The following is a 26,414-nucleotide window of genomic DNA, read 5'->3' on the forward strand; positions in this document are numbered from 1 at the left end:
CCCGGCAAGGTGCTGGATATTCCGCTGCGGATACCCAGGGTGGCAAAGGCCTGCTTAACTGCGCTTCACCGCGACCACCGAGAAAATATGCCACTGCTTGGTTCTGCCCAGCGCAGTTATACCCTGCTCGTTTCGCTCATGCAGCTGAATGATGTCAAAGCCCGCAAACAGATCGGTAACCTGCTGCCGGGTCATCGGTGCCGTCGCGGTCCGGTAACCGGTGGCCCAACTATCATCCATACCCATAAAGTCACCGGAAAATACACCGCCAGCTGCTAGGCTCGACGCCATCGCCTGCCAGGTAGCGGCAAAGCGCGCCGGATCAGCAAAGAACAGACTGGAGTGGGCGATCATCACCCCGCATCGCGGGTAGGCAAAGTCTTCAAACGCCGCCTGGGAAATGCTCACCTGCGCGTCACCGGCAAAACGTTCCCGGCATAGCGAAACCGAATCGGAGTTCACATCAAAGCCATGCACCTGGTAACCGTGCGCCGAGAGAAAGGCGATATCGCTTCCAGTGCCACAGCCGCAATCAACAGCCACTTGCAGGCCCGAAGTATTCAAGTTCACGGCCAGTTCGGTACGAGCAGAGTGAGGGCGGTTCAAGGCCTTCTGGTAATACTGCTGCCAGACGTCGGTGTTGTTATCCATGATGCAAAAGCTCTGTTCTATGGAGAGATTGTCTCAATCAGCTCCATCATTTCCGGGTAGCTGTATATCGCACTTTTCTTCGGTGCCTGCAGCGCAGCCGCGACCATAGCCTGTGCGATTTCGGTTGTGCGAATGGAGCGATACTTTGCGGGCATCAATGGGGTGAAAAGGGACAGAGCCGATGATAGCAATTGCGGCGTATGCCGCGAGCCAATAATCATCGCCGGCCGGAAAATACTCACCACCGCTGGGCCTTGTTCCAGCACCGCCGCTTCTGCCTCGCCTTTGACGCGCGCATAACGCGGCAACCCCGGTGCGCCAGAGCCGCTGGTTCTGGCTTTGATATTCGCGCCTATAGCCGACATAAACGCAAAGTGCTGCACCTTGCCGGAGGCTTTCAAACCCTGCGCAAAAGCTGCGTTAAGCTCAACATCCACCGCTCGGTGCTGCTCAAGTGATAGCTTTGCCGTACCGGCACCCACGCCCAGAACGCTGAAGCCCACCGCGTCATTTTTGCACTCGGTGAGCGCTTCAATAACGGCTTGCTCAAGGTGGGTTGGGGTCATATCGGGTACTAGCCGCTGCTTCACTTTCGCCTCTGCTAGCACGTCGAGGGGCTGACGGGTGAGGGCGATGATGTGGCTAAAAGCGCTGCAGCGGATTAGCTCGTCGAGGAGCGCCTGGCCGACTGAGCCGGAGGCGCCGAGAATGATGGTGGTTTTATTGCTCATGTTGTGGCTTGTGCTCTGATGTTGATCCGGGGAGGAGTCGTTCAACGTCCATCATAGGCCACATTCAAAGCGTCACGCTCTCACCGCCAAGAGATAATCAACCGTTGCAGACATGACAAGCTCGCCGTTCTGATCCGATGTCTCAAGCTTGCATTTGACCACGCCGTAGCTCTTGCCCGGCTTTGGTGGTTTCTTCTCCAGCACGGATACTCGCACGCTAAGAGAGTTGGGGAGCGTAACCGGGCGATGCCACCGCACGTTCTCCATTCCTGATGCCCCAGTCATGGACGTTTGCATCAGAAAGCCGTCGACAACAATGGACGCGGTGAGCGAGAGCGTATGCAGACCGCTGGCAATCAGTTGACCGTAGATCGAGTTATCAGCCTGCGTCGGATCGAGTTGGACCGGGAGACGATCAAACTCGTTGCAGAAGCGCAAGGAGTCTTCTTCGGTCAATGGCCTTGGGCCCAGCGTCAGCATCTCACCCGGGCTGATGTCGTCGAAGTACCTCATAAATTCCTCACTCTGCCTGATGGCAAGCGACTCACACCCTGTTTCCATACGGTTCAGAAGAGGTAATATTCATCTGACCCCAACTACCCAGGGTAACGACAAGTCTAAGCGCGAAATAGTGACTCTGAGCTGGCAATCAGTCAGTGAAGGGAATTAGATCGGTTAGCGAGGTAGCAGGATCAGAAGAATTAAGTTCATCTTAACTGACCCCAATCACCCTCTTTGTTTTTGCCCAAATTCCGGTTAGGTTCTGAACACCCTAGTCAGCCGAGTGGTTAGCGGTTGGCTTGATTGACCTCTTGTGGCTTTAATATTCGTTAAAATCAGGTTCATATGTATAAGACGCTTCTACCTCGTCTCTAGCTTCTTGCAGCTCATCTTCGGTGTACAATCCAAAATATTCGGCAGGAGTGTAAATAGTCTTAGCCGAAAATGTATCTCCCAGGTCACAAGCGGATAGCTTGGAAAAACCTGAGATTTTAAGTCCGCATGCAATACACTCAAAGCTTGATGGCAGCATAGATTGCCTTTGAACAACCTCATCTTCTTCATCGTTGATTTCTGTAGAAACAGCTCCGACTGGCGCACCATGAAGTAACGCTACGGAAGCACAAGACGGGCACTCTACCCGGTGGCCTGACTGTCTTGTAGCCCAGGTAGTAGCTTGGAGTACGGCATCTTTTTTATCTGTATCTGGTTTATTTGCCCAAACCTTGGAGTGAGCCGAAATGTCTTGGCTAACACTTCTTGCGGCATCATCACCCAATGATTGAATTAATGATTCAGCATGTTTAGCATCTTCAACAAAGTCTGACAAATTTTTCCCAATAGATCTAAGCAAAGTGTCGCACGATTGATAAAAACGGGGCAGCCAACGTGCAGTCCCATTTTGACCGAAGATAACTTCACCCGTGTGGAGCTCTGCGTTACGGTCATCTGTGTGCTTAGAGCAAAAACCAGCCATTTCTTCTGTGAACTCTGGCAAAAGCTCTGTCAGTCTAGCCAACACTTCTTTTGTTGAAATCGAAATCGGATTGAATTTCTTTGCTGTAGGTGCATTACCTAGGGCAAAAGTAATATTTCTCCAATTCTTTGAATCAGCCAATAGTACGGGAGATATGTTTGACAAAGCAGCTCTTGCCAATAGCTCGAGACTCAATGAAGACCAGAGCCCATATTGCCAGTCATCAGCCACACTTGCTTCCATTTGCTGTACATAAGTTAAGGATTTAGCAAAAAGAGAGTCGGCTTCCCAAGGGCTATTCGTTATTTTGCTTAGCATTTATATTACTCTAGTTAAAATAAATTCGTTCAATTTGACGATCAATAAGTTCCAATGGAACGCTAGATCGAGCGTGAAAGTTCAGGTGGTTGTTTATAACAAGCGTATCACCAAAGTTAATTAGCTTTAAATCGATAGCCATATTCCAAAAATTGTAATCCGACATTAAGTTTTTAATCGATTTAGCGTTTTCATTGACAGGCTCTAAAAATAATGAATCCCAACGAATGCAATTCTCGCCCTCATTTGTAAACAGCAGGGGAAGGAGGACGCTTTGTTTGCCACGAGACTTTGCTACAGCGCGCCTTAAACCTTGATCAAACATTAGGTCCGCAACGAGATTTAGCGGTAAGACTTTAGTAGACACTTCTTCGTAGCCCGATACACACCTTAACATTAAGTATTTTGGAGGTGTAGACCAATGCGCGAGATCTGTGTGCAATGGGAAAGCATTTAGCCCGAATTTACCGCTGTATTGGTTATTAGAAGAAAAGCTTATATCTTTTGGGTAAATCACTTGAACATCAGAGATCATCGAATGATTAAAATAACTGGAAATTTTTACAATTGTTCCAAGCGACGCCGCTAATGATTTGATTGAGCAGTCCGGCTTCCACTTCGGAATGAATACGAACCCGTTTTCTGCTAATTCTTTTTTTATATCCATATGCGCTCAAGTAAATTTTTATCCCTGGCATCGCGATTACCAAATTGCTCGCTGAAATGCTCTGTTATGATTTTTCGCGACTGATTAAACATGCTCGATTGAATTGTTTTCCGAATACCGTCCCGAATATAATTGGGGTCAGATGAATATTAATGCAAAAAACTTCATCTGACCCCGATTTTGCCGATTTTGTACATGCCTTCCCTTTATGTTCTGTGGAACGCTCATAGGTTAATTCTCGATAATCCAATGTTCGGTGGCGGGCCTAACGACCGCGTAAAGCGCGCGAGGTAGGATCGTCGCATTTGACGCGTTTTTATATGCCGCCATCACGTATTACCTTAGCGATAAATGACACGGCTTTGTCATTATAAATACTCGGCATTGCTTTGGGTAATACTCCAGTTTCATTAAAAGTGTCCTCCTGCTTTTTGCTTCTAAAATTATATGCAGAGTAATCAGCGTTGTTTTTAAGATCAGTTTCAGCTATTACTTTCCAAACATCAGATTGCTTTGCAGGTGGATACATTTTCTGGACCTCTGGGATGAGCTCCATGGCTGAAAGTGGGTAGAGTTTTGTTAGATTCTCTTTTACACGACGAACGACCTCTACTCTATCTATTGGCACAACATCACCTACGAGCTTGAGAGTCGCTGCACCGCCTTTTTCGACGAACTGCCCTTCTTTAACAAATTTAAGTTTACTGGCAAGCACCTCATCTAACACAAGAACTCTTGAATCGCCTTTTTCGATTAAAGCTCTTTCTGTATCGAGGATCGCTGCATTTTGGGGGCCTGCCTGTCCAATTTTTGACATTAAGTCAAGCCACTGTTGATTGTTTTGTTCAATACGTTTATTGATGATATTTTCTAACTCAGCAGATTGTATTTTCTGAGTCCTGCCGCCGTACCTATAATATATTTCGCCGTTTTTTATGCTTTGGTCTTTCCCTTCGTCTTTCTTAGCTATTACGGGTTTCGCTGCGGATTCATATATTCTAAAAACACCGAGATTTACACCGCCTACTTCCACTAATGCTGCTTCCCATCGTATTTCCGCAGAAAATATTTCCAGTAAATAACCTGTGACCTTTTCTGGGTCTAGCTTTTCAAACTGGTCAACTGACTTTTCGGACATGCCAGTTAAGGTTCTAGGTGAGTCTTTGACACCATGAACAAGAAAACCACCTCTGTTGTTTGAGAATGCGGCGAAATCTCTAAAGTAATCAGCGAGCGCAGCAAGATTAAATTGTTCCTTGAACTCCAGCTCTTGCCCTTCTCTGTGAAAAAGGGTTGCACCTTTCAGCCTAACCAGTTCTTCGATTTCTTCCTGAATTATCATATATTTTTCAGCTTATCTCATGACCTCAAAAGGCATCTGATAATGATCAGATCGGGCGCGTACGCGCGTCTTTTAATAAGTGATATAACACCTTTCCTCTAAAGCGGGATATTCTTCAACCTAATCATGCCTTGATCTTTCTTCCCTGCAAGCGGTTGTACTTTAAACCGCACGCGATCTAACCCCGTTATAGTAAACGCGCAGCACCCCACGACAACCAGCAATGGCTGGTGGCTGTGGATGTTTTGAGAAATTAGATCGGGCATCCATGCCACCGAGAAGGGGCTGCAATTTGGCAGCTACTGGCATAGTGATACTTTTTTACCGGTGTTGCCAACCTTCTTTTTGCAGCGTACCGCTAGGGTTGTTGGCGCGTTATAAAGCCGGAGCGCGGTCCCGGCTTTGACCTACATATCCACCAGCGCCTTCCCCAACAACAACGTCCCGGAAATCACCAGCAAGCTATACAGAAACACGCGGAAGCGGTGTTCATTGAGGCGGTGGTGCAGAAACTCGCCAAGCAGTGCGCCGATCACCAGCAGCGGCATAAAGCTGACCACCCTTGGCAGACTGGGGATCAGGGTGCCGTCGAGCAGGAAGATCACGCACAGGCAGGTGTTGAGGCTGAACCAGGTGCTGAGCAGGGTGGCGCGCAGGTGGCTTTTGTTCAGTGGGGTGCCGGCCATGGCGTAGACGAGCAGTGCGCCGCCGGAGGCGAACAGGCCGTGGGTAATGCCGGCGCCGAAGGTCAGCACGCGGCTGAGCATGGGGGGATGCGGGTGCACGGTATGTTTGTGGTACATGCGCCAGAGTTCACGGGTGGAGAACCAGAGCACCAGTATGCCGAAGGCGGCCTTGAGCAGTTGGTCGCCGAGCCAGGGACGCATCAGATAACCGGCCAGGGTGCCGGCTAGCATCAATGGAAGGATCAGCTTGAGCAGAGTTGGCCAGTGAATATGCCGGCGGTTGCGCCAGGCCATATAGCCGCTCATCAGCACATTCAGCGCGATCATCACTGGTATCAGCTGCGATAGGGGCAACAGCAACGCACCGAGGGACAGGGCGATGATCAGGCTGCCGAAGCCGGTGATGGCTTCAACCGTGTAGGCCAATAATATAAAGGCGCCGACCCAGATCCAGGGATCGACAATCATGACGTTTTTCTCATCCGGCCTATGTTATCTCAACTGGTTATATCAAATCGCCTGTCTGCGGCGCTTTATCGCAGCTCACCGGCAAAGCGTTTGCGTATCGGTGCAGGTACAGCGCCGGGGCAATGCGCCACAGCAGCGCGCCGAAGCGTGATACCGGCTCGGGCAGTATCCAGCGTTTGCGCTGCTGCAGGCTGGTGTCGATCAGCTCGGCCATCCACTGGGCGCTGCGCATGCCGCCGACCATAGAGCGGGGGTGTTTGGCAACGTTGCCATCCTTGCCCAGGGCGTGGTTTTCGATGGGCGTATCGAGAAAACTGGGGTAGGCCATCAGTATATGAATGCCGTCGGCTTCCAGCTCCAGGCGCAGCACTTCGAAGAATTGCGTGAGTGCCGCCTTGGCGGCGCAATACGCGGCGCGGCCGGGTACCGGCATCCAGCCGGCCATGGAGCCAATGCAGATGATCTGTCCGGTGGACTCGCGCAGCATCGGCAATGCGGCCAGGGTCAACTCCACCGGGCCCTGCCAGTCCACTGCCATGACCTTGCGAAACACCGCAGGATCCGTCTGGTGCGCTGGCGAGCGGTGAGTAATGCCGGCGTTGTTGACCAACAGATCAAGCTGGCCGAAACGCGCTTGGGTTTCGTCGATCAGAAAGTGAATATCTGCGGCGCGGGTGATATCGCAGGTGACCGTCAGCACCCGTTCGGGATTATTCAGTTCGGCAGCTCGAGCGTTCAGGCCGCTTTCGTCGATGTCCGCCAGTACCAGGCTATGCCCGGCGGCGAACCAATGTTGGGCCATGGCCCAACCCAGGCCAGAGGCGGCGCCGGTGATCAAAATTACGCGCATGGAGGGGCTCCCTTTGGTCGCCAGTTGCAGGTGATCGGAGTGCGAATGGGTGGTCGATTACTGTCGCAGTCGATTGCACTCGACAAAATATTCAAAGGTTTCCGCAGAGGTTTTGCTCAGCGGGTAGCCGAACTCTTCCTTCAAACGTCGATTGCTCAGTACTGGCCGGTAGCGCAGAAAGTTGACCTGTGCGGGGCTGGTGGGTTTGCCGCGCCACTGGGCGATTTGCAGGCCGGCTTTGACCAGCCACACCGGCAGGGTCAGCAGCGGCTTGTTCAGGCGTTTGGCGATTTCGGCCATGGTCAGGGCGCCGTCGCCGGCCATGTTGTAGATGCCGCTCTTGTCTTCGCGCAGGCCCATTTCCATCGCGCCGATTACGTCTTCATCCCAGATGAAGACAAAGGGCGAGTCGCTACCCTTGAGCGCGAGAATGCGCGGCGCCATAAACAGGTCGGTAATCTGGTTGCGCGTGTCTTTGCCCAGCACCGTGCCGGGGCGGAAGATCAGTTGCTGCAACTCGGGGTGCTGCTGACGGTAGCTGGCAAGCAGTTCTTCGATCTGCCGTTTGTGATCGGAGTAGGCAAACTCGGGATTGCCGCGAATCGCGTCCTGTTCGTCGATCCATTCGGGGTTGTCAGCGTAATAGCCGTAGGCGGCGCCGGAGCTGGTGACGGTGAGGTGTTGCACGCCCGCCTGAATACAGCATTCCAGTACATTGCGCGTGCCGTTGACGTCGATGTCGAAATCCCGCGCGCGATCCTTCGAGGCCTGGAGAATCGAGGCCAGGTGCACCACTTGGGTGATGCCTTCTTCCTCAAGCACCCTGGCCAGTCCAGGATCGCGCACATCCAGTACCTGAACGGGGAAGGCCAGATCATCGCGCGCGCGAATGTCGGTGCCGATCACGTGGTAATGGGCGGCCAGCCGGTTGCCCAGTTGATGGCCGATATAGCCGGCGGCGCCGGTGATCAGAATACGTTTAGTCATGTGCGGTACGCGCCCAGATTTGTGAAAGAGTGAGGCCGGAAACCAGATGCCAGACGCCCCAGAACGCGGTGATCAGCATCATGCCGCCGGCTTCCGGGAAGAAGGTAAAGAGGATCACCAGACCCAGGCCGGAGTTCTGGATGCCGACTTCCATGGTCACCGCGCGGCGGTCGGGCACCGGCAGTTTCAGCAGCCACCCCATGCCGTAGCCGAGCGACAGCGCCAGCAGATTGTGGAAGACCACCAGCCAGAAGAAGCTGTGAAAGCGCTCGATAAACAGGCCAAAGTTGTTGAAAAAGGCGATGCCGACAAAGCCCAGAAATACCAGCAGCGAGGCGATGCGCAGGGGCTTTTCACTGCGCTCAACCAGCCCCGGCAACTTGCGGCCGGTGGTCATGCCCAGCACCAGTGGCAGCGCCAGTACCAGTAGCACCAGCAGCAGAATGCCGCCCGGCTCCAGGGTGATTTGCGTCAGGTATTCGCGGGTGTGCGGATTCAGCCAGCCGTAAAAAGCGAAGTTGAGTGGCGTCAGCAGGGTAGCAGCCAGGCTGGAGACGGCAGTCATGCTCACCGAGACAGCGACATTGCCCCGGCCCAGCCAGGTCATGATGTTGGAGAAGCTGCCGCCCGGGCAGGAGGCAACCAGAATCATGCCCAGGGCCAGTTCGGCATCGATCTTCAGCGCCCAGGTAAACAGGCAGGTGGCCAATGGTAGCAGCAGAAACTGGGCGAACAGGCCGGCCAGCGGTGCGACCGGCGCCAGCGCGATACGTTTGAAATCCTCCAGCCGCAGGCTGAGTGAAACGCCGAACATCATGCAGGCCATGATGATGTTCAGCAGAATCAGGCTCGCCGGGTCGAACTGGATCGGCAACGCGCCACTCATGCGTGGGCCGCTTTGGCTGCTGCGGGCTCGGCGGGTGGCGCCTCCAGTTCATCGATATGCGTCTTGAGCGCCTGCAGGTAGGCGTCCTTGTTGACGTAGTAGGCCATGCGCGCGAGCTTGATGTACTCGTAGCCGCCGTCCAGATTGACCCCTGCCCGCTCCTGCTTGATCTGCTTGAAGGCCTTGGCTGCGGCGCTGCCCTGCTGGTGTTCGCGGATATACAGCGCGACCAGTTTGGCCTGCTGGTTGCGCCCTTCCCAACCCAGCCCGGCGGCTTCAATCATGCCCATCATGAACAGGTTGTCGTACTGCGGATGGAAGACGTTCATGTACAGCTGCGGGGCGTCGTGGCCGGCGGGCCAGTTCAGCTGCTGGCGGTCGATAAAGGGGTAGTCGAGCAAATACCCTGTGGCCATGAGGATCAGGTCATAGTCGGCGCTTTCACCATCGGTGAAGGTCACGGTATGGCCATCGATCTGCTGGATGTCGCGGCGCGGTTTGATATCGCCATGGCCGAGGTGATGCAGTACCAGTGAATTGACCACCGGGTGTGATTCGTACATGCGGTAATCGGGATTGGGCAGGCCATAGTCGGAAGGCTTGCCGATGACCATGCGGATCATCGCGGCATCCATGCGTTGCTTGAGCGGGCGCGGCAGTTTCAACTTGCCGCCGAGGGTGTCGATGGGCCGGCCCTTGAGAAATTTGGGCAGGAAGTAATAGCCGCGGCGCAGACTGATATCCACTGAGGCGGCGTGATGCACGGCATCCACGGCGATGTCGGCACCGGAGTTGCCGCAGCCGACGATCAGCACGCGTTTGCCCTGGAAGACGGAGGGGCTACGGTACTCGGATGAGTGCATGAGCTTGCCGGCGAACTCGCCTGGCAGCTTGGGGATATTCGGCGTGTGCAGGGTGCCGTTGGCGATCAGCACGCCATCAAACAGCCGCGATTGCTGCTCGCCATTACATTCACTGACTAGCCGCCAGCCGCTTCCTTCGGGCTCCATGCTGATGACGCGGGTAGCAAATTCGTAGTGGTTCTTGAGGTTGAAGTGCTCGGCGAAGTCGCGAAAGTATTGGCGCAGTTCGCTATGGTGCGGGTAGAAGGCCACCGAGTCACGCATGGGGAATTCGCTGAATTCGGTCATGCGTTTGGAGGAGATCAGGTGTGCAGTGTCGTACATGGTGCTGTGCGGGTTATCGATATCCCACAGCCCGCCCACGTCGTTGTGCAGTTCCAATCCGGTAAAGGCGATGCCCTGCTTCTGCAGATTGCGGGCGGCGGCCAGACCCATCGGGCCAGCTCCAATGACGGCGTACATGGGTGTTTCCTCTTGTTGTTCTTTTTGTGCTTTCGTTTTTTTATGTACTAGCTCTGCGTTTGGGAACCTTGATTGAGGCTGCTCCGAGGTCTCCGCGTCATTGCGGATAGCCTGGGGCGGACACGCTACGAGCCATCCATGGGGCTCTCGGGAAATGCTGATTGCCAGGTTTGCGTGGTGGCGCTATTGCCCACCCGCTGTTCCAGACGCGCTACAAGTACATCCCTGTTCGCTCGGCGATGACCATCCCTGGTCATCGACGGTCTGAAACAGCGGGTGGGCAACAGCGCTTGTCTGGCTCCGTGCGAATAAGCATTTCCCTCTTCATGACCCTTGTGCAATCAATCAACGTTCCCTGCATCTTTGTGCAAGGTTATGATCCTGAGTCTAGTCGAACGCCTGCGGGCGGTATCGCACCAAACGGGACAAGGGACCAGCAATTCAGGCCATGACGGATTCTGCCGAACACAGTGTCACCCCGCGCTACGGCCAGGCCATCGTGCAGACCGCCGAGCGTCTGGGTCTGGCCCTGCCCGCCCATCTGACCGAACGCTTGCGACACGCCGAGCGGGTACCGTTGAGCTGGCAGGATGAATTGTGGGAGGCGTTTTGTACGGCCAGTGGCGATCCGCTGGCGGGGCTGCGTCTGGGGTTGGAGATTCAGGTGGGGCATCTGGACAGCGTCGGCATGCTGCTGGTGACCTGCGATACCCTGGGCGAAGCGCTGGAAGAGTTGATCGAGTACGCACCGGTGATTGGTGACGGCGGCGAGTTTCAGCTCCATCGGCATTCAGGTCAGGTGTATATCGACTATCAGCCACACATGTCGGTGCGGCAATCTGAGCGGGTTGAGGCGGTGATGGCGAGCATGTTGAAACTGACGCGCTGGGCCACCGGTGAGCGCTTTCAACCCAGCGGTATCTGGTTTGCGCATGCGCCCTTGGCGCCGCTGGCTGAGTATGAGCAGTTGCTCGGCTGCCCTGTCCATTTCAATGCGCCCTGCAACCATCTGGGTTTTGCCGCCGCGCAGCTGGAGCTGCCGCAGATACAAGCCAACAGTGCCCTGCGTGACCACCTGCGCCGGTTGGCGGATCAGACGCTGACCGAGCTGGGCCAGCACAGCCTGAGCGCTCGGGTGCAGCAACTGGTGCGGACGCATCCACGTTGGGGCAAGGAGCGGATCGCCGAACAACTCGAATTGAGCGGCCGCCACCTGAATCGCAAGCTGGCTGAAGAGGGTCTGTCATTCAAGAGTTTGCGTGAGAGCGTGCAGCAGCAGATTGCCTGTGATGCCTTGCAGGCGGATAAACGCGTGGCGGAGATTGCTGAGCAGTTGGGGTTTTCCGATGAGAATGCCTTTGTGCGCGCCTTTCGCCGGTGGCAGGGGCTGACACCGGCGCGCTTCAAGGCGCAGGGTGGCGGACGGGATTGAACCGCCCGCCTGCGAGCCTTACCAGAAGCCGACGTGCATCTGCGCGGACTCTTCTTCCAGCAAGGGTCCGATCACTTCTACCTGGCGCTGGCCGGCACTGAAGATCACCCGGCATGGCAGGTCGAGCGTGGGGTTTTCCGGGTGATTGCCGGTCAGCTCTTTCAAGCGCTTTTCGCTGGCGCCATACACTACTCGACCAATACCTGCCCAGTAGGCCGCGCCGGCGCACATGGCGCAGGGTTCGGCGGAGGTATACATGGTGCAGCGGGCCAGCAGCTCGGCGGGATAGGTGGTGCTGGCGCGGGTCATCAACACGCGTTCGGCGTGGCCGGTCATGTCCTTGTCGGGCAGAAAGGCGTTGATCTGTTCCATCAGCACCTGGCCCTGATCATCGACCAGGATTGCAGCGAAGGGGTGGATTCCCTGGCGACCAGCTTCTTCGGCGAGGCGAAAACTCTGGCGCAGAAAGGCAATGTCAGTCTCGGTTGGGTTCACAACGTGGTCCTGTTATTCATGGGTGGTGTTTATTTTTTCTTCGGCAGGCTCCAGGCGAAGAAGATTTGCTGGGTCCACTGCACCGACTTGAACAGCAGCAGGCTGACAGCGGCGAGGAAGAACAGCCCGGCAAAGGCCTGGGGAATCTTGAAGAACGAGGTGGAGAACTGGATGAAGTAGCCTAGGCCCTTCTCTGCCGCGACGAATTCGGCGACCACGGCGCCAATAATCGCCAGGGTGATCGCCACTTTCAGCCCGCTGAAAATATGCGGAATGGCGTAAGGGATGCGGATCTGCCAGGTTTCCCGGCGCAGCGGTGCGTCCAGTGAGCGGCTCAGCTCAATCAGTTCCGGTGGCGTTTCGTTGATGCCGGTGGCGGTAGACACCACCAGCGGGAAGAACGTCAGCAGGCAAGTGATCAGCACGCGTGAGGGATCGTCCGAGCCCATCATTACGATGATCAGCGGCGCTACCGCGACCACCGGAGTTGCCTGAACCACTACCAGTAATGGGTACAGGGTGCGTGACAGCAACTCCGAGCGCATCATGATGATGGCCAGCGGGATGCTGATCACGATCGACAGCGCAAAGCCCATTAGCGCCACACGCAAGGTCGCCCAGAGGTGATCCAGCCAGCGGATCATCTCCACTTCAAAGAAGGCCGCGCCAATCGCACTGGGTGCGGGCAGCACATAGGCCGGCAGCTCGAATACCCGGCAAACCACTTCCCAGAGCACAATCAATCCGGCGAAGAACAGCCAGGGTGAGGCATTCATCATCATCTTGCGCATAGCCACCTCAGGCCGCACCCGGTTGGGCAGCCGCCGCCGGTTCGTAAATGTGTTTTCTGATCCGGTCCGTCAGGGCGCTGAACTCGGGTAGTTTGATTGTGTCAGGTGAGCGCGGTCGTGGCAGGTCGATGTCGATCAGATCGAGCACGCTGCCAGGGCGTTTGCTCATGACCAGCACCCGGTCCGAGAGCAGCACGGCCTCGGAAATGGAGTGGGTAATGAACAGTACCGTCTTGGGCTGCTCATCCCAGATCTTCAGCAGATCGAAGCCGATCTGTTCACGGGTCATGGCATCCAGTGCGGAGAAGGGTTCGTCCATCAACAAGATGTCTGGATTGAGCAGCAGCGCGCGAACGATGCCGACCCGCTGTTGCATGCCGCCAGACAATTCATCAGGCATCTTCTCGGCAAAGGCGTCCAGGCCGGCCATCGCCAACAGTTCGTTGGCGCGCTGCTCGTCGGCACGGCCATAGCGGCCGAACTTGTGTTTGAGCGGGAACAGCACATTTTTGCGCACGTTCAGCCAGGGCAGCAGGGTCGGCTTCTGGAAGACGATGCCGACGTCGTCGCGCGGCCCGCTGACCGGTTTGCCGAATACGCTGACCTGACCTTCGCTGGGTAACAGCAGGCCGGAGACCATGCGCAGCAAGGTCGACTTGCCGCAGCCGGATGGCCCGACCACCGCCACGAACTCGTGACGGTGGATCTCCAGATCAATATTACGCACGGCCATCTGGCTGTCTGGCGCCGGATCATAGCGGTGTCCGACGCCATCCATCCGAACGAAAGCGCGCTCGGTGGCTTGGCTCATATTACTTCGACTCCGGCATGAAGCCGCGGTTGATGATGGTTTCCGGGTCCAGCGAGTCGGTGCTCAGGTCATTGGCCTGGGCCACCCATTCCCAGGTGCTGGCAACGCGCTCGGGGGTCAAGGCACCGACGCCGTCGGCAGCGCTGATCTCGTTGTCGATCAGTACCTTGGTGTCATTGATCTGACCCACGGCAACGGCAGGGTCAACCTCGGGCACCATGGTGTGCAGATCTTCGGCGGCCGCTTCAGGATTGGCCATGGTGAACTCCAGCGATTTGGCGTAAGCCTTCATGAAGCGCTTGGCAACATCCGGGCGTTCCTCAAGGAAGCTGTCGCTGGCGACCACGGCTGAGCTGTACAGCGACAGGCCCGCGTCCGACCAGGGCAGCACGCGAATTTCCTTCCCGGCACTGGCGGCCTGATCCTGGAACAGCGCCACGTTGGTGACCCAGGCGATGATGGCATCGGTATTGCCGGTGATCAGCATCGGCCCCAGCGCACCGGGGTCGGATTTGGTCAGGGTCACGGCGTCTTCGGGCATGCCGTTTTCCTTCAGTACCAACGGCAGGAAGGCGTTGGATGAAGTGAAGGGCGAGGTAGCGACTTTCTTGCCCTGAATATCGGTGATGCTCTTGATGTCGCTGGTCGAGAGCATGAAGAACGCGTGGGGTGCCTGGTTGAAAATGGTGTAGATGGCACTGACCGGGACGTCTTCCTGGGCCCGTGCAGCCATCAATGCGCCGATGTCGGCACTGCCCAGATCGGCCTGGCCGGTGGCGATCTTGGTGATCGCATCGGTGGAACCGCGACCGCTGGCGATGCTGACTTCCAGATCCTCATCGGCAAAAAAGCCCTGCTGGATACCAACATAGACCGGTGCCTTGTCCCCGCCCGGCAGCCAGTCGAGCTGATAAGTTACCTTGTCTGCTGCGGTGGCCAGACCACTGCCTGCGATGGCGAGGGTGATCGCCAGAACCTTGAACGTGTTCTTCAACATTTTTCATTTCTCCGGGATAGGTGAAGCAGTGGTCAAATATCCTGACCAGTTAGGCAGGTTTTAATTGGATGAGCAAAATGCGGGCCACTTCTGGTGATTGGCGATGTCTTGGTGGGTTCGCCTGCAAGTCAGGGGCCGGAAGCCCCGGGTCGCGCTCCCACGCCGGTTTCCCGGTATGGCAGCGCCAGGGGATGTGCGCGAAAACGGTGCAGCCTGACGGTTCTCGCACGGGCGGAGTGCAGGCCGAGTACGCTGGCCTGCTGGCCCGGACTCAGGACGGGGATGATTCGCTTGCAGCTGCGGCGCGGGACCGTACAGCCTGGCGACGGTCGGCCAAGCCGACCACGAGGATGCCGGCGGCAATCAGCACAAAGCCGACAATATCAGTCTGGCTGGGTTGCTCGCCCAGGAACCAGGCGGCGGAGAGCAGGCCAACTGCAGGCACCGAAGCGGAGCTGAGCGACAAGCTGACTGCCGGGAGGGATCTGATCGCCGCGACCTGAGCGGCCACGCAAAGCCCGGAGGCGACAGTGCCGCTGAACAGCAGTGGCCAGAGAAAGGTGGTGTCCCAGATAATCTCACCGGGGTCTTCTACCAACAGCGCGATGGGCGTGAGTATCAGTACCGACATCAGCAGTTGCCAGGGAATCAGCGCGAGCACTTCGCCGTGCCAATGATGCCGGCGCACGTGGATCAGGCCGGCGGTCCAGACCAGGGTGCCGAGCATGATCAGCCCGGCGCCCAATAGCACGTCGGGATTGTCCCAGCCCAGTGACAGGGGATTGAGCACTACCAACAGGCCGGTCATGCCCAGCCCGACGCCGATGGCTCGGGGCCGGGTAAAGCGCTCGCCAAGGAACAGCGCTGCTGCCGGCACCACCCAGATCGGCGTGGTATAGGCCAGAATCGCCGCACGACCCGCAGGCAGGAATTGCAGCCCGAGGGTGACCAGCGAGATAAACGCCATGTTCTGCAGCACGCCGACCGAAAACAGCACCGGCCAGTCGCCCCGCGCTGGCCAGCGCAATATGCCCATGGCTGCGGCGATCAGGAACATCGTCACCGTGCCGAGTGCCATGCGCAGGCTGGTGAACAGCAGTGGCGGGCTGTTTTCCAGACCCAGCTTGAGGATTGGAAAATTAAGCCCCCAGCCCAGTGCGGTGGCCGCCAGCAACAGGTAACCCAGACCCCAGGCGTATTGCGGTGTTGCGGGGCGGCTGACGCGCACTTTAGTGCTCCACTTTCAGTGCACTTTCATGCCAGTTGCGCAGCGCCCGGTCTGACAGCCAGACCATCAGCGCGAAGAGCGCGATGCCGGTCAGGGTAATCAGTGCCAGAGCGGCGAACATGCGCGGAATCTGCAGGTTATAGCCCGACTGCAGAATCATGTAGGCCAGACCCGCCTTGGCTCCGCCGGTACCGGCGACAAACTCTGCGACCACCGCGCCAATCAACGCCAGACCGCTGCTGATGCGTAGCCCGCCGAAGAAATACGGCAACGCGCCGGGAATACGCAGGCGAATCAGCTCCTGCCAGCGGCTGCTGCGGTACATGCGGAACATGCTCAGCAGATTCGGATCCACGCTGCGCAAGCCCAGGGTGGTGTTGGAGATGATCGGGAAGATGGCAATGATCACCGCGCAAACAGTCAGCGCCCAGGTGGTGTCGTCAATCCAGATAATGATCAGCGGCGCGATGGCCACCACGGGCGTGACCTGCATCAGCACCGCGTAGGGAAACAGGCTCAGCTCGATCCACTTGCTCTGTACGAACAGCAGCGATGCGGCCACGCCGAGTATCACGGAGATGGCAAAGGCCATGAAGGTGACTTTCAGTGTGATCATCAGCGCCGCCAGCAGCGGCCGCCAATCGGTAACCAGCGAATCAAAAATCGCCGAGGGCCCGGGCAGAATGTAGCGCGGCACCTCCATGGCGACTACTGCCCCTTCCCAGAGCAGTAAAAACAGTACGCCGACGACTAATGGCGCGGCAATCTTGACGAAGTTTTCGTTCTGGATCAGTGGCGTGCCCATCAGTGAGCCTCCTGGGGTGCTGACGCACCCATGGCGCTAGCACGTTCGAGTGCCTGCGAGACCTGACGACAATAGCCGGCGAATTCGGATGACACGCGAAAATCAGCACTGCGCGGGTAGGGTTCGTCGATACGGATATCCTCGACTATGCGCCCGGGCCGTGCGGCCATCACCACCACGCGGCTGGACAGATATACCGCTTCATAGACGCTGTGGGTGACAAAGACGATGGTCCAGCCGTTCTTCTGCCAGAGCTTGAGTACGTCGTCGTTGAGCTTGTTGCGGGTCATTTCGTCGAGTGCGCCAAAGGGTTCGTCCATCAGCAGCAGGTTGGGTTCGGTGATCATCGCCCGGGCAATCGAGGCGCGCATTTGCATACCGCCGGACAGCTCGCGCGGGAAGGCATTATCGAAGCCGGTCAGGCCGACCATTTCCAGTGCGCGGTCAATGCGGCCTTCGATCTCGGGGCTGTTGTCGCCCTCCAGATCCAGCGGCAAGCGCACATTCTTGCGCACGCGGGCCCAGGGCATCAGCGTGGCGTTCTGGAACACGAATGCCAGTTTGCGACCCTTGTCGCCGATCACGTTGTAGTCATGTTCCCACCAGTTGACGGTACCGCTGGTCACATCGCCGAGCCCGGCCATGATCCGCAGCAAGGTGCTTTTGCCGCAGCCCGAAGGCCCGAGCAGGCTGACAAATTCGCCCTGGCGTACGGTGAGATCAGCGCCCTTGAGCGCCACGGTGCCGTTGGCGTAGATCTTGTTGACGTCGCTGACCTGCAGCACCGGACGGCTGGTCTGGGTGGCATCGGCTGGCGTGCCGGGCGCCGGTGCCGGGGACATGGCGGAGTTACCCGGCGTGATGGGTGAAGCATTCATGCTGTGGCTCCTGGGGTGACCTGCTGGCGCAGGGTCACCCACTCGATAGATAGACTCAGGCTGGCTGAAAACAGGGAGGTTTGAGCGTGGCCCTTACTTGAGCACCGGTTCTGCGGGCAGAAAGTCCAGGGTGTAAACGTCCTTGATATCCAGGTCGGCAGATACCAGCTCGGCTTCCAGCATGAAGTCATGCAGGGCCTTCCAGCGCTCATCGGTCATCACGCCGATACCGCCGGTCTCGGCATCACCGCCGGTGACCAGGCCATGCTCCTTCATCTTGTCGATGCCGTAGGCAATCTGAGCGTCGGTCATTTGCGGGTTTTCCTGCTTGATCAGCTCGTTACCCGGCGCCGGATCGGCAAAATAGCTGGCCCAGCCTTCCATGCTCGCCTGCACAAAACGGCGGACCAGATCGGGGTTTTCCTCGATCATCTTGTCTGTGGTTTCGATGGTAGTGGCATAGGCGGGGTAGCCATGATCAGCCAGCAGGAAGACCGAGGGCTCGATGCCGCCCTGCTTGATTGCGTAAGGTTCGGAAGACAGGTAACCCTGCTGGACGATCTTCGGATCAGCCATGAACGGCGCCACGCTGAAGGTATAGGGGCGGGTCACGTCATCGGTAAAACCATATTCGGCCTTCAGCCAGGGCCAGAAGGTAGTGTGGGCGAAGGCGGCCAGATACACCGGCAGGTTCTCTTCCTTGATCTGTTCGATGGATGTGACGTTGGGGTGCGCGATCAGCGACTGCGGATCACCCTGAAAGGCTGCGGCGACCGTTTGCACCGGCAGACCTTCTTCCCTGGCCTTGACGTTGCCGATGGGATAACCCATGGAGAAATCGCGACGCCCGGCCACCAGCAACTGCATGCCGTTAACCTGTGGCCCGCCCATCTGAATGGACACATTCAGGCCGTGTTTTTCGTAGATACCCGTGGCCTTGGCCTGATAGAAACCGCCATGTTCGGCCTGGGCGTACCAGTTGGTGCCGAATACGATCTTGTCCAGTTCCTCGGCAGACACGCCGGGCGCCACTGCGACGCCAGTCAGCAGCAGACCTGCCATGAGTGACAGAGCGCTTTTGTTGTTAGCCGCACCTGTTGCGGCAGCAACTGCCGGTTTTTTTCCATAACGCATTAGACTTACTCCGCATGATTTAAATTAGCTGACCAGTTAATCAATATTTGGAGTAGAGCAAGCACCGTGCCATAAGGCTGAAAGCGCTTGTTTTCTATTTCCTGATCATTTGGTCAGTAAATTTATGCACCGGATTGCATCGGTCTTCGGCGTTTTGCACCTCAAGTGAACACAGTTATAACAGCCAGATGCTAGCGGGCGGCCTGTGCAGCCAGTTCAACCGAAGCCGGTTCCGGAATCACCTGCCCGGCGATACGTGCCACCCGGGCACCCAGCGCGTAGCCGATCGCCAGCTCGTGCGGATCGACTCCCAGGCGGCCGTCGAAGCCGGTGACCACTGAAGCGCCATAGGGCGAACCGCCGCTGCGGGTGTGGACCAGTTCCGGCACGCTGTGGGGCACGCCGACAATGATCATGCCGTGTTGCATGAAGGGCATCAGCAGCGACATCAGAGTCATTTCATTGCCCGAGTGCATGCCGCCGGTAGAGGTGAAAGCGGCGCCAACCTTTCCAATCAGCGCGCCCTGGCGCCACAGCGGGGCGATCTCGTCGATAAAGGCGCGCAGTGGCGTGCTCATCAGGCCATAACGAGTGGGCGAACCCCAGATGATACCGGTAGCCCATTCCAGATCTTCCGCGCAGGCCTGTGGCAGGTCGCGGAACTCCGTTTGCGCGGCGATAAAGTCGACCCGTGAGGGGTCGACGCTGAACTCCGGTTCACTCAGTGCCACCCGACAAAGGCGCACTTCGGCACCCTCTTCCCGCGCGCCCTCCGCAATTTTTTTCGCCAGGGTCAGGGTACTGCCGTAGCGCGAGTCCACGATCACGGTGATGTGTGAGGTCATTAACTGCTCCAGTTAATCCAGATGAATTTGCCTGTAGAGTGGTTTTGCAACCCGCATGCCATGAACTGGCATATATCGTGAATAACTGACCGTTCGGACATGAATTTATTGGAGGCACAAAATCATGCTGGTAACTGATGCGCCCTCGGCGCTGCCGGTGATTGATCTGTCAGCGCTGCGCGGCGACGTGCAGGCAGACAAGCTGGAGACCGGTCGGCAGTTGCGCGATGCCTGTCTGCATACCGGTTTTTTCTACATTTCCGGGCACGGCATTCCGGACCCGTTGATCGACCTGGTGTTCGCCGAATCGCGGGCGTTTTTCGACCAGCCGGTGGCGGAAAAGCAGAAGGTTGACAAGGCCAGCTCCGCGGCCAACCGCGGCTATGAAACGCTGGGCGGGCAAACCCTGGAGCCCGGCGCGCCGCCGGACCTGAAGGAGGGTTTCTATATTGGCGAGGAATTGCCGGAAGACGATCCTCGGGTGCTGGCCGGCGGCTTCAATCTGGGGCCGAATCAGTGGCCACCCGCGTTGCCCGGCTTTCGCACGGCGATGGACAGTTACTTCGAGGCCATGCTGGCGCTGAGCGAGCGGATCATGGCGGGTCTCGCCCTGTCGCTGGATCTGCCGGAGGACTTTTTCGCCGATTTCTGCGAACAGCCCTTGGCTACGCTGCGTCTGCTGCACTACCCGCCGCAGCCAGCCAAACCGCTGCCGGGTGAAAAGGGCTGCGGCGCGCATACCGATTTCGGCGGGATCACCATCCTGTTGCTGGATGACAAGCCCGGGCTGCAGGTCTGGGATGCGACAGGTGATCGCTGGCTGGATGCAGCGCCGATTCCCGGCACCTTTGTAGTCAATCTGGGCGACATGATCGCGCGCTGGACCAATGATCGCTATCGCTCGACCCTGCACCGCGTGGTCAATACCTCGGGTACCGAGCGCTATTCGGTGCCGTTCTTCTACAGTGGTGCGCTGAATCACCAGGTGCGCTGCCTGCCGGCCTGTTTGGCCCCTGGCGAAAGCGCGAAATATCCGCCGACCACAGTGGGCGAGCATCTGAAGGAGATGTACCGGAGGACCTATGTCTGAACGCAGACCGACGCTGGTATTGATCCACGGGGCCTGGGCTGGCAGTTGGGTGTGGGCGCAACTGACGCCGTTGCTGCAGGCACAGGGGTATGCGGTGCTGACGCCGGATATGCCGGGCTCGCCCCAGCACCCAGCGGCCCCAGAAAAGCTCTCGCTGCAGGGCTGCGTTGAGCATGTGCTGGATTGCTGCGCCGAGATCGACGCGCCAATCATGCTGGTCGGGCATTCCGGTGGTGGCGCCATCGTTACCCAGGTGGCCGAGCTGATGGCGGAGCGGGTGGTTGGGGTGATCTATATTGCCGGCATGATGCTGCCCTCCGGCAGCGGCTTTGCCGAGCTGGTCGCTGAACTGGTCAAGAGTGAACCGGCCGCTTCCGGCATTGGTCCTTACCTGCAATGGTCCGCTGACCGCAGCGCCTCCTGGGTGCCGGTTGAGGCGATACGCGAAATATTTCTACAGGATCTGCCGGATGATCCGGCTCTGGCTGCGGCCGAGCGCTTCTCCTTGCAGCCTGAAGGGACGCGCACGCTGGTGCCGGTCTGGACGCAGGAGCGTTTCGGGCGCTTGCCGCGATTGTATGTCGAGGCCTTGCAGGATCGCTCGGTGGTCCTGACCGCGCAGCGCCGCATGCAGGCGTTGGTGCCGGGGGCAGAGGTAGTGAGTTTGGATACCGGCCACGTGCCTCAGGCATCAGCGCCCGATGTACTGGCCGAATTGATAGCGGCGTTCGCCTCGCGGCATGCCCTGAAAGAATGAAAACAACCCACCGCGCTCGACGGCGCGGTGGGTTGTCGGTTTAACCGCGATTATTCTTCTGTGTAGAGCGCGTCAACAAAGCGCAGATCGAAGGCTTTTTCCCAGTCCAGATCTTCCGGCAGGGTGCCGGCCTTGACCATGTCCTTGAAGAACAGCTCCCAGCGCTCACGGGTCATGATGCCGTACTGACCATCGGCGGCGTCACCTGAGAGCAGCATGCCTTCTTCCTGCATCTTGTCCTTGCTGTAAGCCAGCAGATCATCTGCCATCTCCGGGTTGTCCTCCTTGATCAGCGCGTTGGCCGGTGCCGGATCCTCAAAGTAGGCGGCCCAGCCCTTGGCCGTGGCGGCGACCATGTTCTGTACCAGCTCTGGATTCTCTTCAATCAGCTTCTGAGTGGTGTCCAGCGTTGCGGAATAGGCATTCCAGCCGTAATCGGCCAGCAGCAGGCTCTGGGCTTCAACGCCTTCCTTGGCAAGGAAGTAGCCATCGTTGGTGACATAGCCCTGTTGCACCGCCTGTTCGTCGGCGATGAAGGGGCCAAAGCTGTAGTCATAGGCTCGCAGTTGATCATCGGTAAAGCCGTATTCGGCTTTCAGCCACGGCCAGTAAGCCACGCGGCCGGCGGTTGGAATGCGCAGGCCCTTGCCCTTCAAATCCTCCAACGAGTCGTTGCCCACTCCGCTATGGGCGACCAGCGATTGTGGATCCTTCTGGAAGAACGCGGCGACGGTAACCAGCGGAATATCCTGCTGGACTGCGTTCAGTGATTGCAGCGCGTAGCCCATGCTGAAATCACTCTTGCCGCCCATCAGCAACTGCACGTTATTGACCTGCGGACCACCCATGCGGATGGTCACGTCCAGGCCATGTTCTTCGTAGATGCCCATGGCCTTGGCGGCATACAGCCCCCCGTGCTCAGCCTGGGCGTACCAGGTGGTGATAACGGTCACGGGGGTCAGTTCGTCGGCACTGGCGGTCAGGCTGGTAAGGCCCAATCCCAGTGTCAGGGCAAGGGCGAGTCGGCTCTTGTTGTGCATGGTTGAAACTCCTGGGTTGATGTTTTCAGTAGGTGGCATTCAGGCGTTGCAGGAGGTGTTCCCCTGCGGAAATTGGTGGGTAGCGCACCGGATTGCTGGCGTCGGTGCAGCTGTCGATACATTCGATATTGGCGTTCTTGTTCGGGTGACAGAAAAACGCGATCGAGTAGCGGTGGCGGTGCATCGCGGCCTTGGGCACGTTGACCCGATGCGGGGTTGAGCAGAACACATGGTTGGTCCAGCGGTGCATCAGGTCGCCGGTGTTGATCACCACCGTGCCCGGAATCGGTGTGGCCTGGACCCATTCACCCTGGCGAGTGCAGACTTCCAGCCCGCCGGCGTCGTCTTGGAACAGCAAAGTGATGCTGCCGTAATCGGTATGCGCACCGGCGCGACTCTCCCCCTGCTCGGCGATAAAGCCCTCTGGCAGTGGCGGGTAGTGCAGCAGCCGCAGGGTGTGATGGTGCAGGTCATGCGCGTTAACGAAAAAATTGTCCGGTTGGTCAAGTGCGACCGCGAAGGCCTCCAGAATGCGGTCTGCAGTGGTGATGCAATCCGACAGGAAAGTCTCGACGTGCTCACGGAATTCGGGCTGATCCGCAGGCCAGAGATTACGCGCCGCGCTGGCGTCGCGATCTTCCGGAGCGGCGTTGAAGGCCTCTTTCAGGTCACCCGGTTTGCTCGGATCCAGGCGCTCGCGGCGCACACCGACATAGCCTCTGTTGCTCTGCGCATTTTGCCAGGCCACCGATTGCTTGATCTCATCAGGCAAGGCAAAGAAATCCTTTGAGGCCTGAAAAGCCTCGCTGACACTGGCTTGCGGCATACCGCAATTGGCCAGGTAGAAGAACCCCCACTGGCTGCTGGCTTCGCGCATCTGCGCAGCAACCTGTTGTCTGGCAGTCGGGTCGCCCTGGATAAAAGGGCCAAAGTCGATAATCGGAATGGATAGTGCTTGTTCGCTCATAGGTGTATCTCCGGGATGCTGTAATGGGCCATGTGCCCTCGCGAATATCGCTGCGAAAACGGTCCCTGGTTTAGCCCCGGTTGTGCTACAAAAGCGGGTGGCTCATAACCTGACCAGATAATCAGGAATTTAAAAGCAAGGGGTGTGCCATGCCCGGAAAGAGGCTTTATACGGGCTTTTTTGCGTCATTCAGAGGCGCACCTGCACTGACCTGGACCGCTAATCCGTCAGGGGCACCAAATAATGGCTGTTTCCGCTGGCCGCAGGCCGGCCTCGGTCTTGCATTCGCACTGGCGCGGAGCCGAGTCCTGCAAGGTTAGGAGCCTCCGTTACTGAACACTTCGTTATTGAATACGTTGAATTGGCCAAGGAAATTGAATATGAGCAAGACCCTGTTACTCAAAAATGCCCACCTGATCGCAACCATGGATGATCAGCAGCGGGAGATTGCCGAAGGGTCGATACTGATCCGCGGCAACCGTATCGAGGCAGTGGGCCCGGTCGCTCAAATGCCCGATACGGCTGACCAGGTGATCGATATGAGCGGTCATATTCTGCTGCCAGGCCTGATCAATACGCATCACCACATGTTCCAGTCACTGACCCGCGCGCTCCCGGCCGCGCAGGATGCCGAGCTATTTGACTGGCTGACCGCACTGTTTCCGGTCTGGCAGAACATCACTCCGGCGATGCAGCGCGCCGCTACGCGCACGGCCATGGCCGAACTGATGCTGTCTGGCTGCACCACGGCGGCAGACCATGCCTACCTGTACGTCAACGGTACGCGCCTGGATGACAGCGTTCAGGCAGCCCAGGAGATGGGCATGCGTTTTCATGCGGCGCGTGGCGCGATGAGCCTGGGTCAGAGCCAAGGCGGGCTGCCGCCGGACGCACTGGTTGAACAGGATGAGCAGGCGATTCTGCGCGAGATGCAGCGGGTGGTCGAAGAACTGCATGACGCCAGCCCGGATGCGATGATTCGCGTGGCGCTGGCGCCCTGCTCGCCCTTTACCGTGACCACCGACTTGATGCGCGAAGCGGCGAGTCTGGCGCGCTCATACGGCGTGGGCCTGCATACGCACACCGCCGAGAACAGCAAGGATCTGGCGTTCAGCAAGGAGCGCTACGGCATGACGCCGACCGAGTACACCGAGTCGGTGGGTTGGGTCGGCCCGGATGTGTGGCATGCCCACTGCGTACATCTGGATGAACCGGGCATCGCGCTGTTCGCGCGCACCGGTACCGGGGTCGCCCACTGCCCCTGCTCGAATATGCGCCTGGCCTCGGGCATAGCGCCGATCCGCAAGATGCGCGACGCCGGGGTCAAGGTCGGGCTGGGTGTGGACGGCAGCGCTTCGAATGACAGTAATCACCTGCTGGATGAAGCGCGCCTGGCGATGCTGTCGGCGCGGGTAAGAGATCAGAATCCGGGTGCCATGACCGCGCGCGAAGCGTTATATATTGCCACCCGTGGCGGCGCCGAGGTGCTCGGGCGGGATGATGTGATTGGCCGCATCGCACCGGGTTATTGCGCCGATATCATCGCTTTTCGTACCGATGACATCAGCATGGCCGGTGCCCAGAGTGATCCGTTGGCAGCGCTGGTGTTCTGCACGCCGCCACGGGTAGCGCACAGTTTTATCAACGGGCGGCAGGTGATCGAAGACGGGCAGCTATTGACCCGCGAAGTGCCCTTGATTATCGAGGAGCATAATCGCCTGGCCATGGAGTTGTTGCAGGGGCGCTAGGTCTCGCAGCCCGCAGCCCGCAGCGCCTTGCGGTGCTGCGGGCTGGAATCTATTGCTCGCGGGTGCGGTGTTCGTAAGTCGCGTTGAGGCGATAAGCCAGGTAGTCGGAACAACTGATCGGCGCGTATTTGGGCTGCTGGTCCGGCAGGATATCGCGTGGATCGACAATCGACTCGGGATTCACCTCGAGAAAAAACGCCATGGAGTAACGTTCCTGTTCCGGTGGCCGCACGCGGTGGGGCGTGGAGACGTAGGTATCGTTGCTCCAGCGCATCAGGCAGTCGCCGATATTACACACGAAGGCACCCGGCACGTGGGGCGCCTCAATCCATTGTCCCTGGCGGTTGGCCACTTGCAGCCCGGCCACCTGATCGGTCGCCAGCAGGGTGACATTGCCGTAGTCGGTATGCGCGCCGGCGCCGCCGTCCTCGCGTTGCGAATGGCCGGCACTGGCCGGGTAGCGCAACATGCGCAGGGTGGCGATGGGCATGCTCAGGTGCGCATCAAAGTAGTCTTCGGCCAGTCCCAGATCAATGCTGAAGCCGCGATGGATCAGCCGGCCGAGGTCCAGGCAGGCGTCCAAATAGGCGAGCATCTCTTCCCGCCAGCGTGGCACCTCGGGCCAGAAGTTCACGCCCCGGAACGGCTTGCCGGCGAGCACGTCCGGGTGATCGGCCGCAAAGTCGGTGCCGATATTGAAGGCTTCCTTCATGTCGGCGCCGGATGCGGGGTTGAGCTTTTCATCGGCCATGGCCACGTAGCCGCGGTTATGCGGTGACAGCTTGATCGACAGGCGTTGTTTGTCGGCCAACGGCAGCGCGAAAAAGCGCTTGGCATTATTGAAGCTGTGTTTTATCAGCTCGGGATCAATACCGTGATCGATGACATAGAAAAAGCCCACTTCACGGCAGGCGACGCCCAATTGATGGGCTACCAGCGCGCGCTCCTCGGGATTCTGACTGCGCAGGCCGGCGACGGAAATGATGGGTAGGGTCTTCATGCTGAACT

Annotated in this window: 27 protein-coding genes; 4 read left to right on the forward strand and 23 right to left on the reverse strand. The window is 58.0% G+C overall.

What is annotated here, in order from left to right:
* Positions 1–54: 54 nt before the first annotated feature.
* The 11 genes from DT594_RS12375 to DT594_RS12425 all read right to left on the reverse strand — a co-directional run bounded on the left by DT594_RS12375 (position 55) and on the right by DT594_RS12425 (position 10,388).
* Positions 55–651: a class I SAM-dependent methyltransferase gene (locus DT594_RS12375; protein ID WP_149332946.1), complete on the reverse strand. Its 597-nt coding sequence runs from the start codon at positions 649–651 to the stop codon at positions 55–57.
* Between the two features lie 17 nt (positions 652–668).
* Positions 669–1,382 carry an NAD(P)H-binding protein gene (locus DT594_RS12380; protein ID WP_149332947.1) on the reverse strand — a complete coding sequence of 238 codons (714 nt, stop codon included), beginning with the start codon at positions 1,380–1,382 and terminating at the stop codon, positions 669–671.
* Between the two features lie 72 nt (positions 1,383–1,454).
* Positions 1,455–1,895 carry a MaoC/PaaZ C-terminal domain-containing protein gene (locus tag DT594_RS12385; RefSeq protein ID WP_178091516.1) on the reverse strand — a complete coding sequence of 147 codons (441 nt, stop codon included), beginning with the start codon at positions 1,893–1,895 and terminating at the stop codon, positions 1,455–1,457.
* A gap of 307 nt (positions 1,896–2,202) precedes the next feature.
* Positions 2,203–3,177, reverse strand: coding sequence for a hypothetical protein (locus DT594_RS12390; RefSeq protein WP_246164629.1), 975 nt, complete (start codon positions 3,175–3,177; stop codon positions 2,203–2,205).
* A 10-nt stretch (positions 3,178–3,187) separates the two neighbouring features.
* Entirely contained in the window at positions 3,188–3,844 is a 657-nt protein-coding gene (locus DT594_RS12395; RefSeq protein WP_149332949.1) for a Fe(II)-2OG oxygenase family protein, read from the reverse strand.
* A 316-nt stretch (positions 3,845–4,160) separates the two neighbouring features.
* Entirely contained in the window at positions 4,161–5,186 is a 1,026-nt protein-coding gene (locus DT594_RS12400) for an ATP-binding protein (protein WP_149332950.1), read from the reverse strand.
* 407 nt (positions 5,187–5,593) lie between these two features.
* A complete protein-coding gene (locus DT594_RS12405) occupies positions 5,594–6,340 on the reverse strand; it encodes a sulfite exporter TauE/SafE family protein (protein ID WP_149332951.1) in 747 nt (248 codons plus the stop codon).
* 37 nt (positions 6,341–6,377) lie between these two features.
* A complete protein-coding gene (locus DT594_RS12410) occupies positions 6,378–7,190 on the reverse strand; it encodes an SDR family oxidoreductase (RefSeq protein ID WP_149332952.1) in 813 nt (270 codons plus the stop codon).
* Between the two features lie 57 nt (positions 7,191–7,247).
* The gene (locus DT594_RS12415) at positions 7,248–8,177 is read right to left on the reverse strand and encodes an SDR family oxidoreductase (protein ID WP_149332953.1); all 930 of its coding nucleotides are present in this window, start codon (positions 8,175–8,177) and stop codon (positions 7,248–7,250) included.
* Complete coding sequence (locus DT594_RS12420; protein WP_149332954.1) at positions 8,170–9,063, reverse strand: bile acid:sodium symporter family protein; 894 nt, start codon at positions 9,061–9,063, stop codon at positions 8,170–8,172. The genes DT594_RS12415 and DT594_RS12420 overlap by 8 nt, the downstream gene beginning before the upstream one ends.
* On the reverse strand, positions 9,060–10,388 hold the full coding sequence (locus tag DT594_RS12425) for a flavin-containing monooxygenase (RefSeq protein ID WP_149332955.1): 1,329 nt from the start codon (positions 10,386–10,388) through the stop codon (positions 9,060–9,062). Before DT594_RS12425 ends, DT594_RS12420 begins: the two co-directional genes overlap by 4 nt.
* 448 nt (positions 10,389–10,836) lie before the next feature.
* Here DT594_RS12425 and DT594_RS12430 point away from each other — a divergent pair, with 448 nt between their 5' ends.
* Complete coding sequence (locus DT594_RS12430; RefSeq protein WP_149332956.1) at positions 10,837–11,820, forward strand: AraC family transcriptional regulator; 984 nt, start codon at positions 10,837–10,839, stop codon at positions 11,818–11,820.
* An 18-nt stretch (positions 11,821–11,838) separates the two neighbouring features.
* Here DT594_RS12430 and DT594_RS12435 read toward each other — a convergent pair whose 3' ends face one another.
* The 9 genes from DT594_RS12435 to wrbA form a co-directional block, all read right to left on the reverse strand.
* Positions 11,839–12,315, reverse strand: coding sequence for a nucleoside deaminase (locus DT594_RS12435; RefSeq protein WP_218574511.1), 477 nt, complete (start codon positions 12,313–12,315; stop codon positions 11,839–11,841).
* A gap of 29 nt (positions 12,316–12,344) precedes the next feature.
* The gene (locus DT594_RS12440; protein ID WP_149332957.1) at positions 12,345–13,106 is read right to left on the reverse strand and encodes an ABC transporter permease; all 762 of its coding nucleotides are present in this window, start codon (positions 13,104–13,106) and stop codon (positions 12,345–12,347) included.
* A 7-nt stretch (positions 13,107–13,113) separates the two neighbouring features.
* The gene (locus tag DT594_RS12445; RefSeq protein WP_149332958.1) at positions 13,114–13,917 is read right to left on the reverse strand and encodes an ABC transporter ATP-binding protein; all 804 of its coding nucleotides are present in this window, start codon (positions 13,915–13,917) and stop codon (positions 13,114–13,116) included.
* Between the two features lies 1 nt (position 13,918).
* Positions 13,919–14,914: an ABC transporter substrate-binding protein gene (locus DT594_RS12450; protein WP_149332959.1), complete on the reverse strand. Its 996-nt coding sequence runs from the start codon at positions 14,912–14,914 to the stop codon at positions 13,919–13,921.
* A 271-nt stretch (positions 14,915–15,185) separates the two neighbouring features.
* Positions 15,186–16,142 carry a DMT family transporter gene (locus tag DT594_RS12455; RefSeq protein ID WP_149332960.1) on the reverse strand — a complete coding sequence of 319 codons (957 nt, stop codon included), beginning with the start codon at positions 16,140–16,142 and terminating at the stop codon, positions 15,186–15,188.
* A gap of 1 nt (position 16,143) precedes the next feature.
* Positions 16,144–16,947: an ABC transporter permease gene (locus tag DT594_RS12460; protein WP_149332961.1), complete on the reverse strand. Its 804-nt coding sequence runs from the start codon at positions 16,945–16,947 to the stop codon at positions 16,144–16,146.
* Positions 16,947–17,825: an ABC transporter ATP-binding protein gene (locus DT594_RS12465; protein WP_246164630.1), complete on the reverse strand. Its 879-nt coding sequence runs from the start codon at positions 17,823–17,825 to the stop codon at positions 16,947–16,949. The genes DT594_RS12460 and DT594_RS12465 overlap by 1 nt, the downstream gene beginning before the upstream one ends.
* Before the next feature lie 93 nt (positions 17,826–17,918).
* Positions 17,919–18,959, reverse strand: coding sequence for an ABC transporter substrate-binding protein (locus DT594_RS12470; RefSeq protein ID WP_178091517.1), 1,041 nt, complete (start codon positions 18,957–18,959; stop codon positions 17,919–17,921).
* 191 nt (positions 18,960–19,150) lie between these two features.
* Positions 19,151–19,804: an NAD(P)H:quinone oxidoreductase gene (wrbA, locus tag DT594_RS12475; protein WP_149332962.1), complete on the reverse strand. Its 654-nt coding sequence runs from the start codon at positions 19,802–19,804 to the stop codon at positions 19,151–19,153.
* Positions 19,805–19,928: 124 nt separating this feature from the next.
* Between wrbA and DT594_RS12480 the strand changes: the two genes are divergently transcribed.
* Positions 19,929–20,894 (forward strand): isopenicillin N synthase family dioxygenase, encoded by a 966-nt coding sequence (locus tag DT594_RS12480; RefSeq protein WP_149332963.1) that lies wholly within the window; start codon positions 19,929–19,931, stop codon positions 20,892–20,894.
* Entirely contained in the window at positions 20,887–21,651 is a 765-nt protein-coding gene (locus DT594_RS12485) for an alpha/beta fold hydrolase (protein WP_149332964.1), read from the forward strand. The genes DT594_RS12480 and DT594_RS12485 overlap by 8 nt, the downstream gene beginning before the upstream one ends.
* A 50-nt stretch (positions 21,652–21,701) precedes the next feature.
* Here DT594_RS12485 and DT594_RS12490 read toward each other — a convergent pair whose 3' ends face one another.
* A complete protein-coding gene (locus DT594_RS12490) occupies positions 21,702–22,691 on the reverse strand; it encodes an ABC transporter substrate-binding protein (RefSeq protein WP_218574512.1) in 990 nt (329 codons plus the stop codon).
* Positions 22,692–22,716: 25 nt separating this feature from the next.
* Positions 22,717–23,658, reverse strand: a complete 942-nt coding sequence (locus DT594_RS12495; protein WP_149332966.1) for an isopenicillin N synthase family dioxygenase — start codon at positions 23,656–23,658, stop codon at positions 22,717–22,719.
* Between the two features lie 380 nt (positions 23,659–24,038).
* Between DT594_RS12495 and DT594_RS12500 the strand changes: the two genes are divergently transcribed.
* Positions 24,039–25,406 carry an 8-oxoguanine deaminase gene (locus tag DT594_RS12500; RefSeq protein WP_149332967.1) on the forward strand — a complete coding sequence of 456 codons (1,368 nt, stop codon included), beginning with the start codon at positions 24,039–24,041 and terminating at the stop codon, positions 25,404–25,406.
* A 49-nt stretch (positions 25,407–25,455) separates the two neighbouring features.
* Here DT594_RS12500 and DT594_RS12505 read toward each other — a convergent pair whose 3' ends face one another.
* Positions 25,456–26,406, reverse strand: a complete 951-nt coding sequence (locus DT594_RS12505; RefSeq protein ID WP_149332968.1) for an isopenicillin N synthase family dioxygenase — start codon at positions 26,404–26,406, stop codon at positions 25,456–25,458.
* Positions 26,407–26,414: the final 8 nt, after the last annotated feature.

The organism is Halopseudomonas laoshanensis, from assembly GCF_008365385.1.
GTDB classification, from domain to species: Bacteria; Pseudomonadota; Gammaproteobacteria; order Pseudomonadales; family Pseudomonadaceae; genus Halopseudomonas; species Halopseudomonas laoshanensis.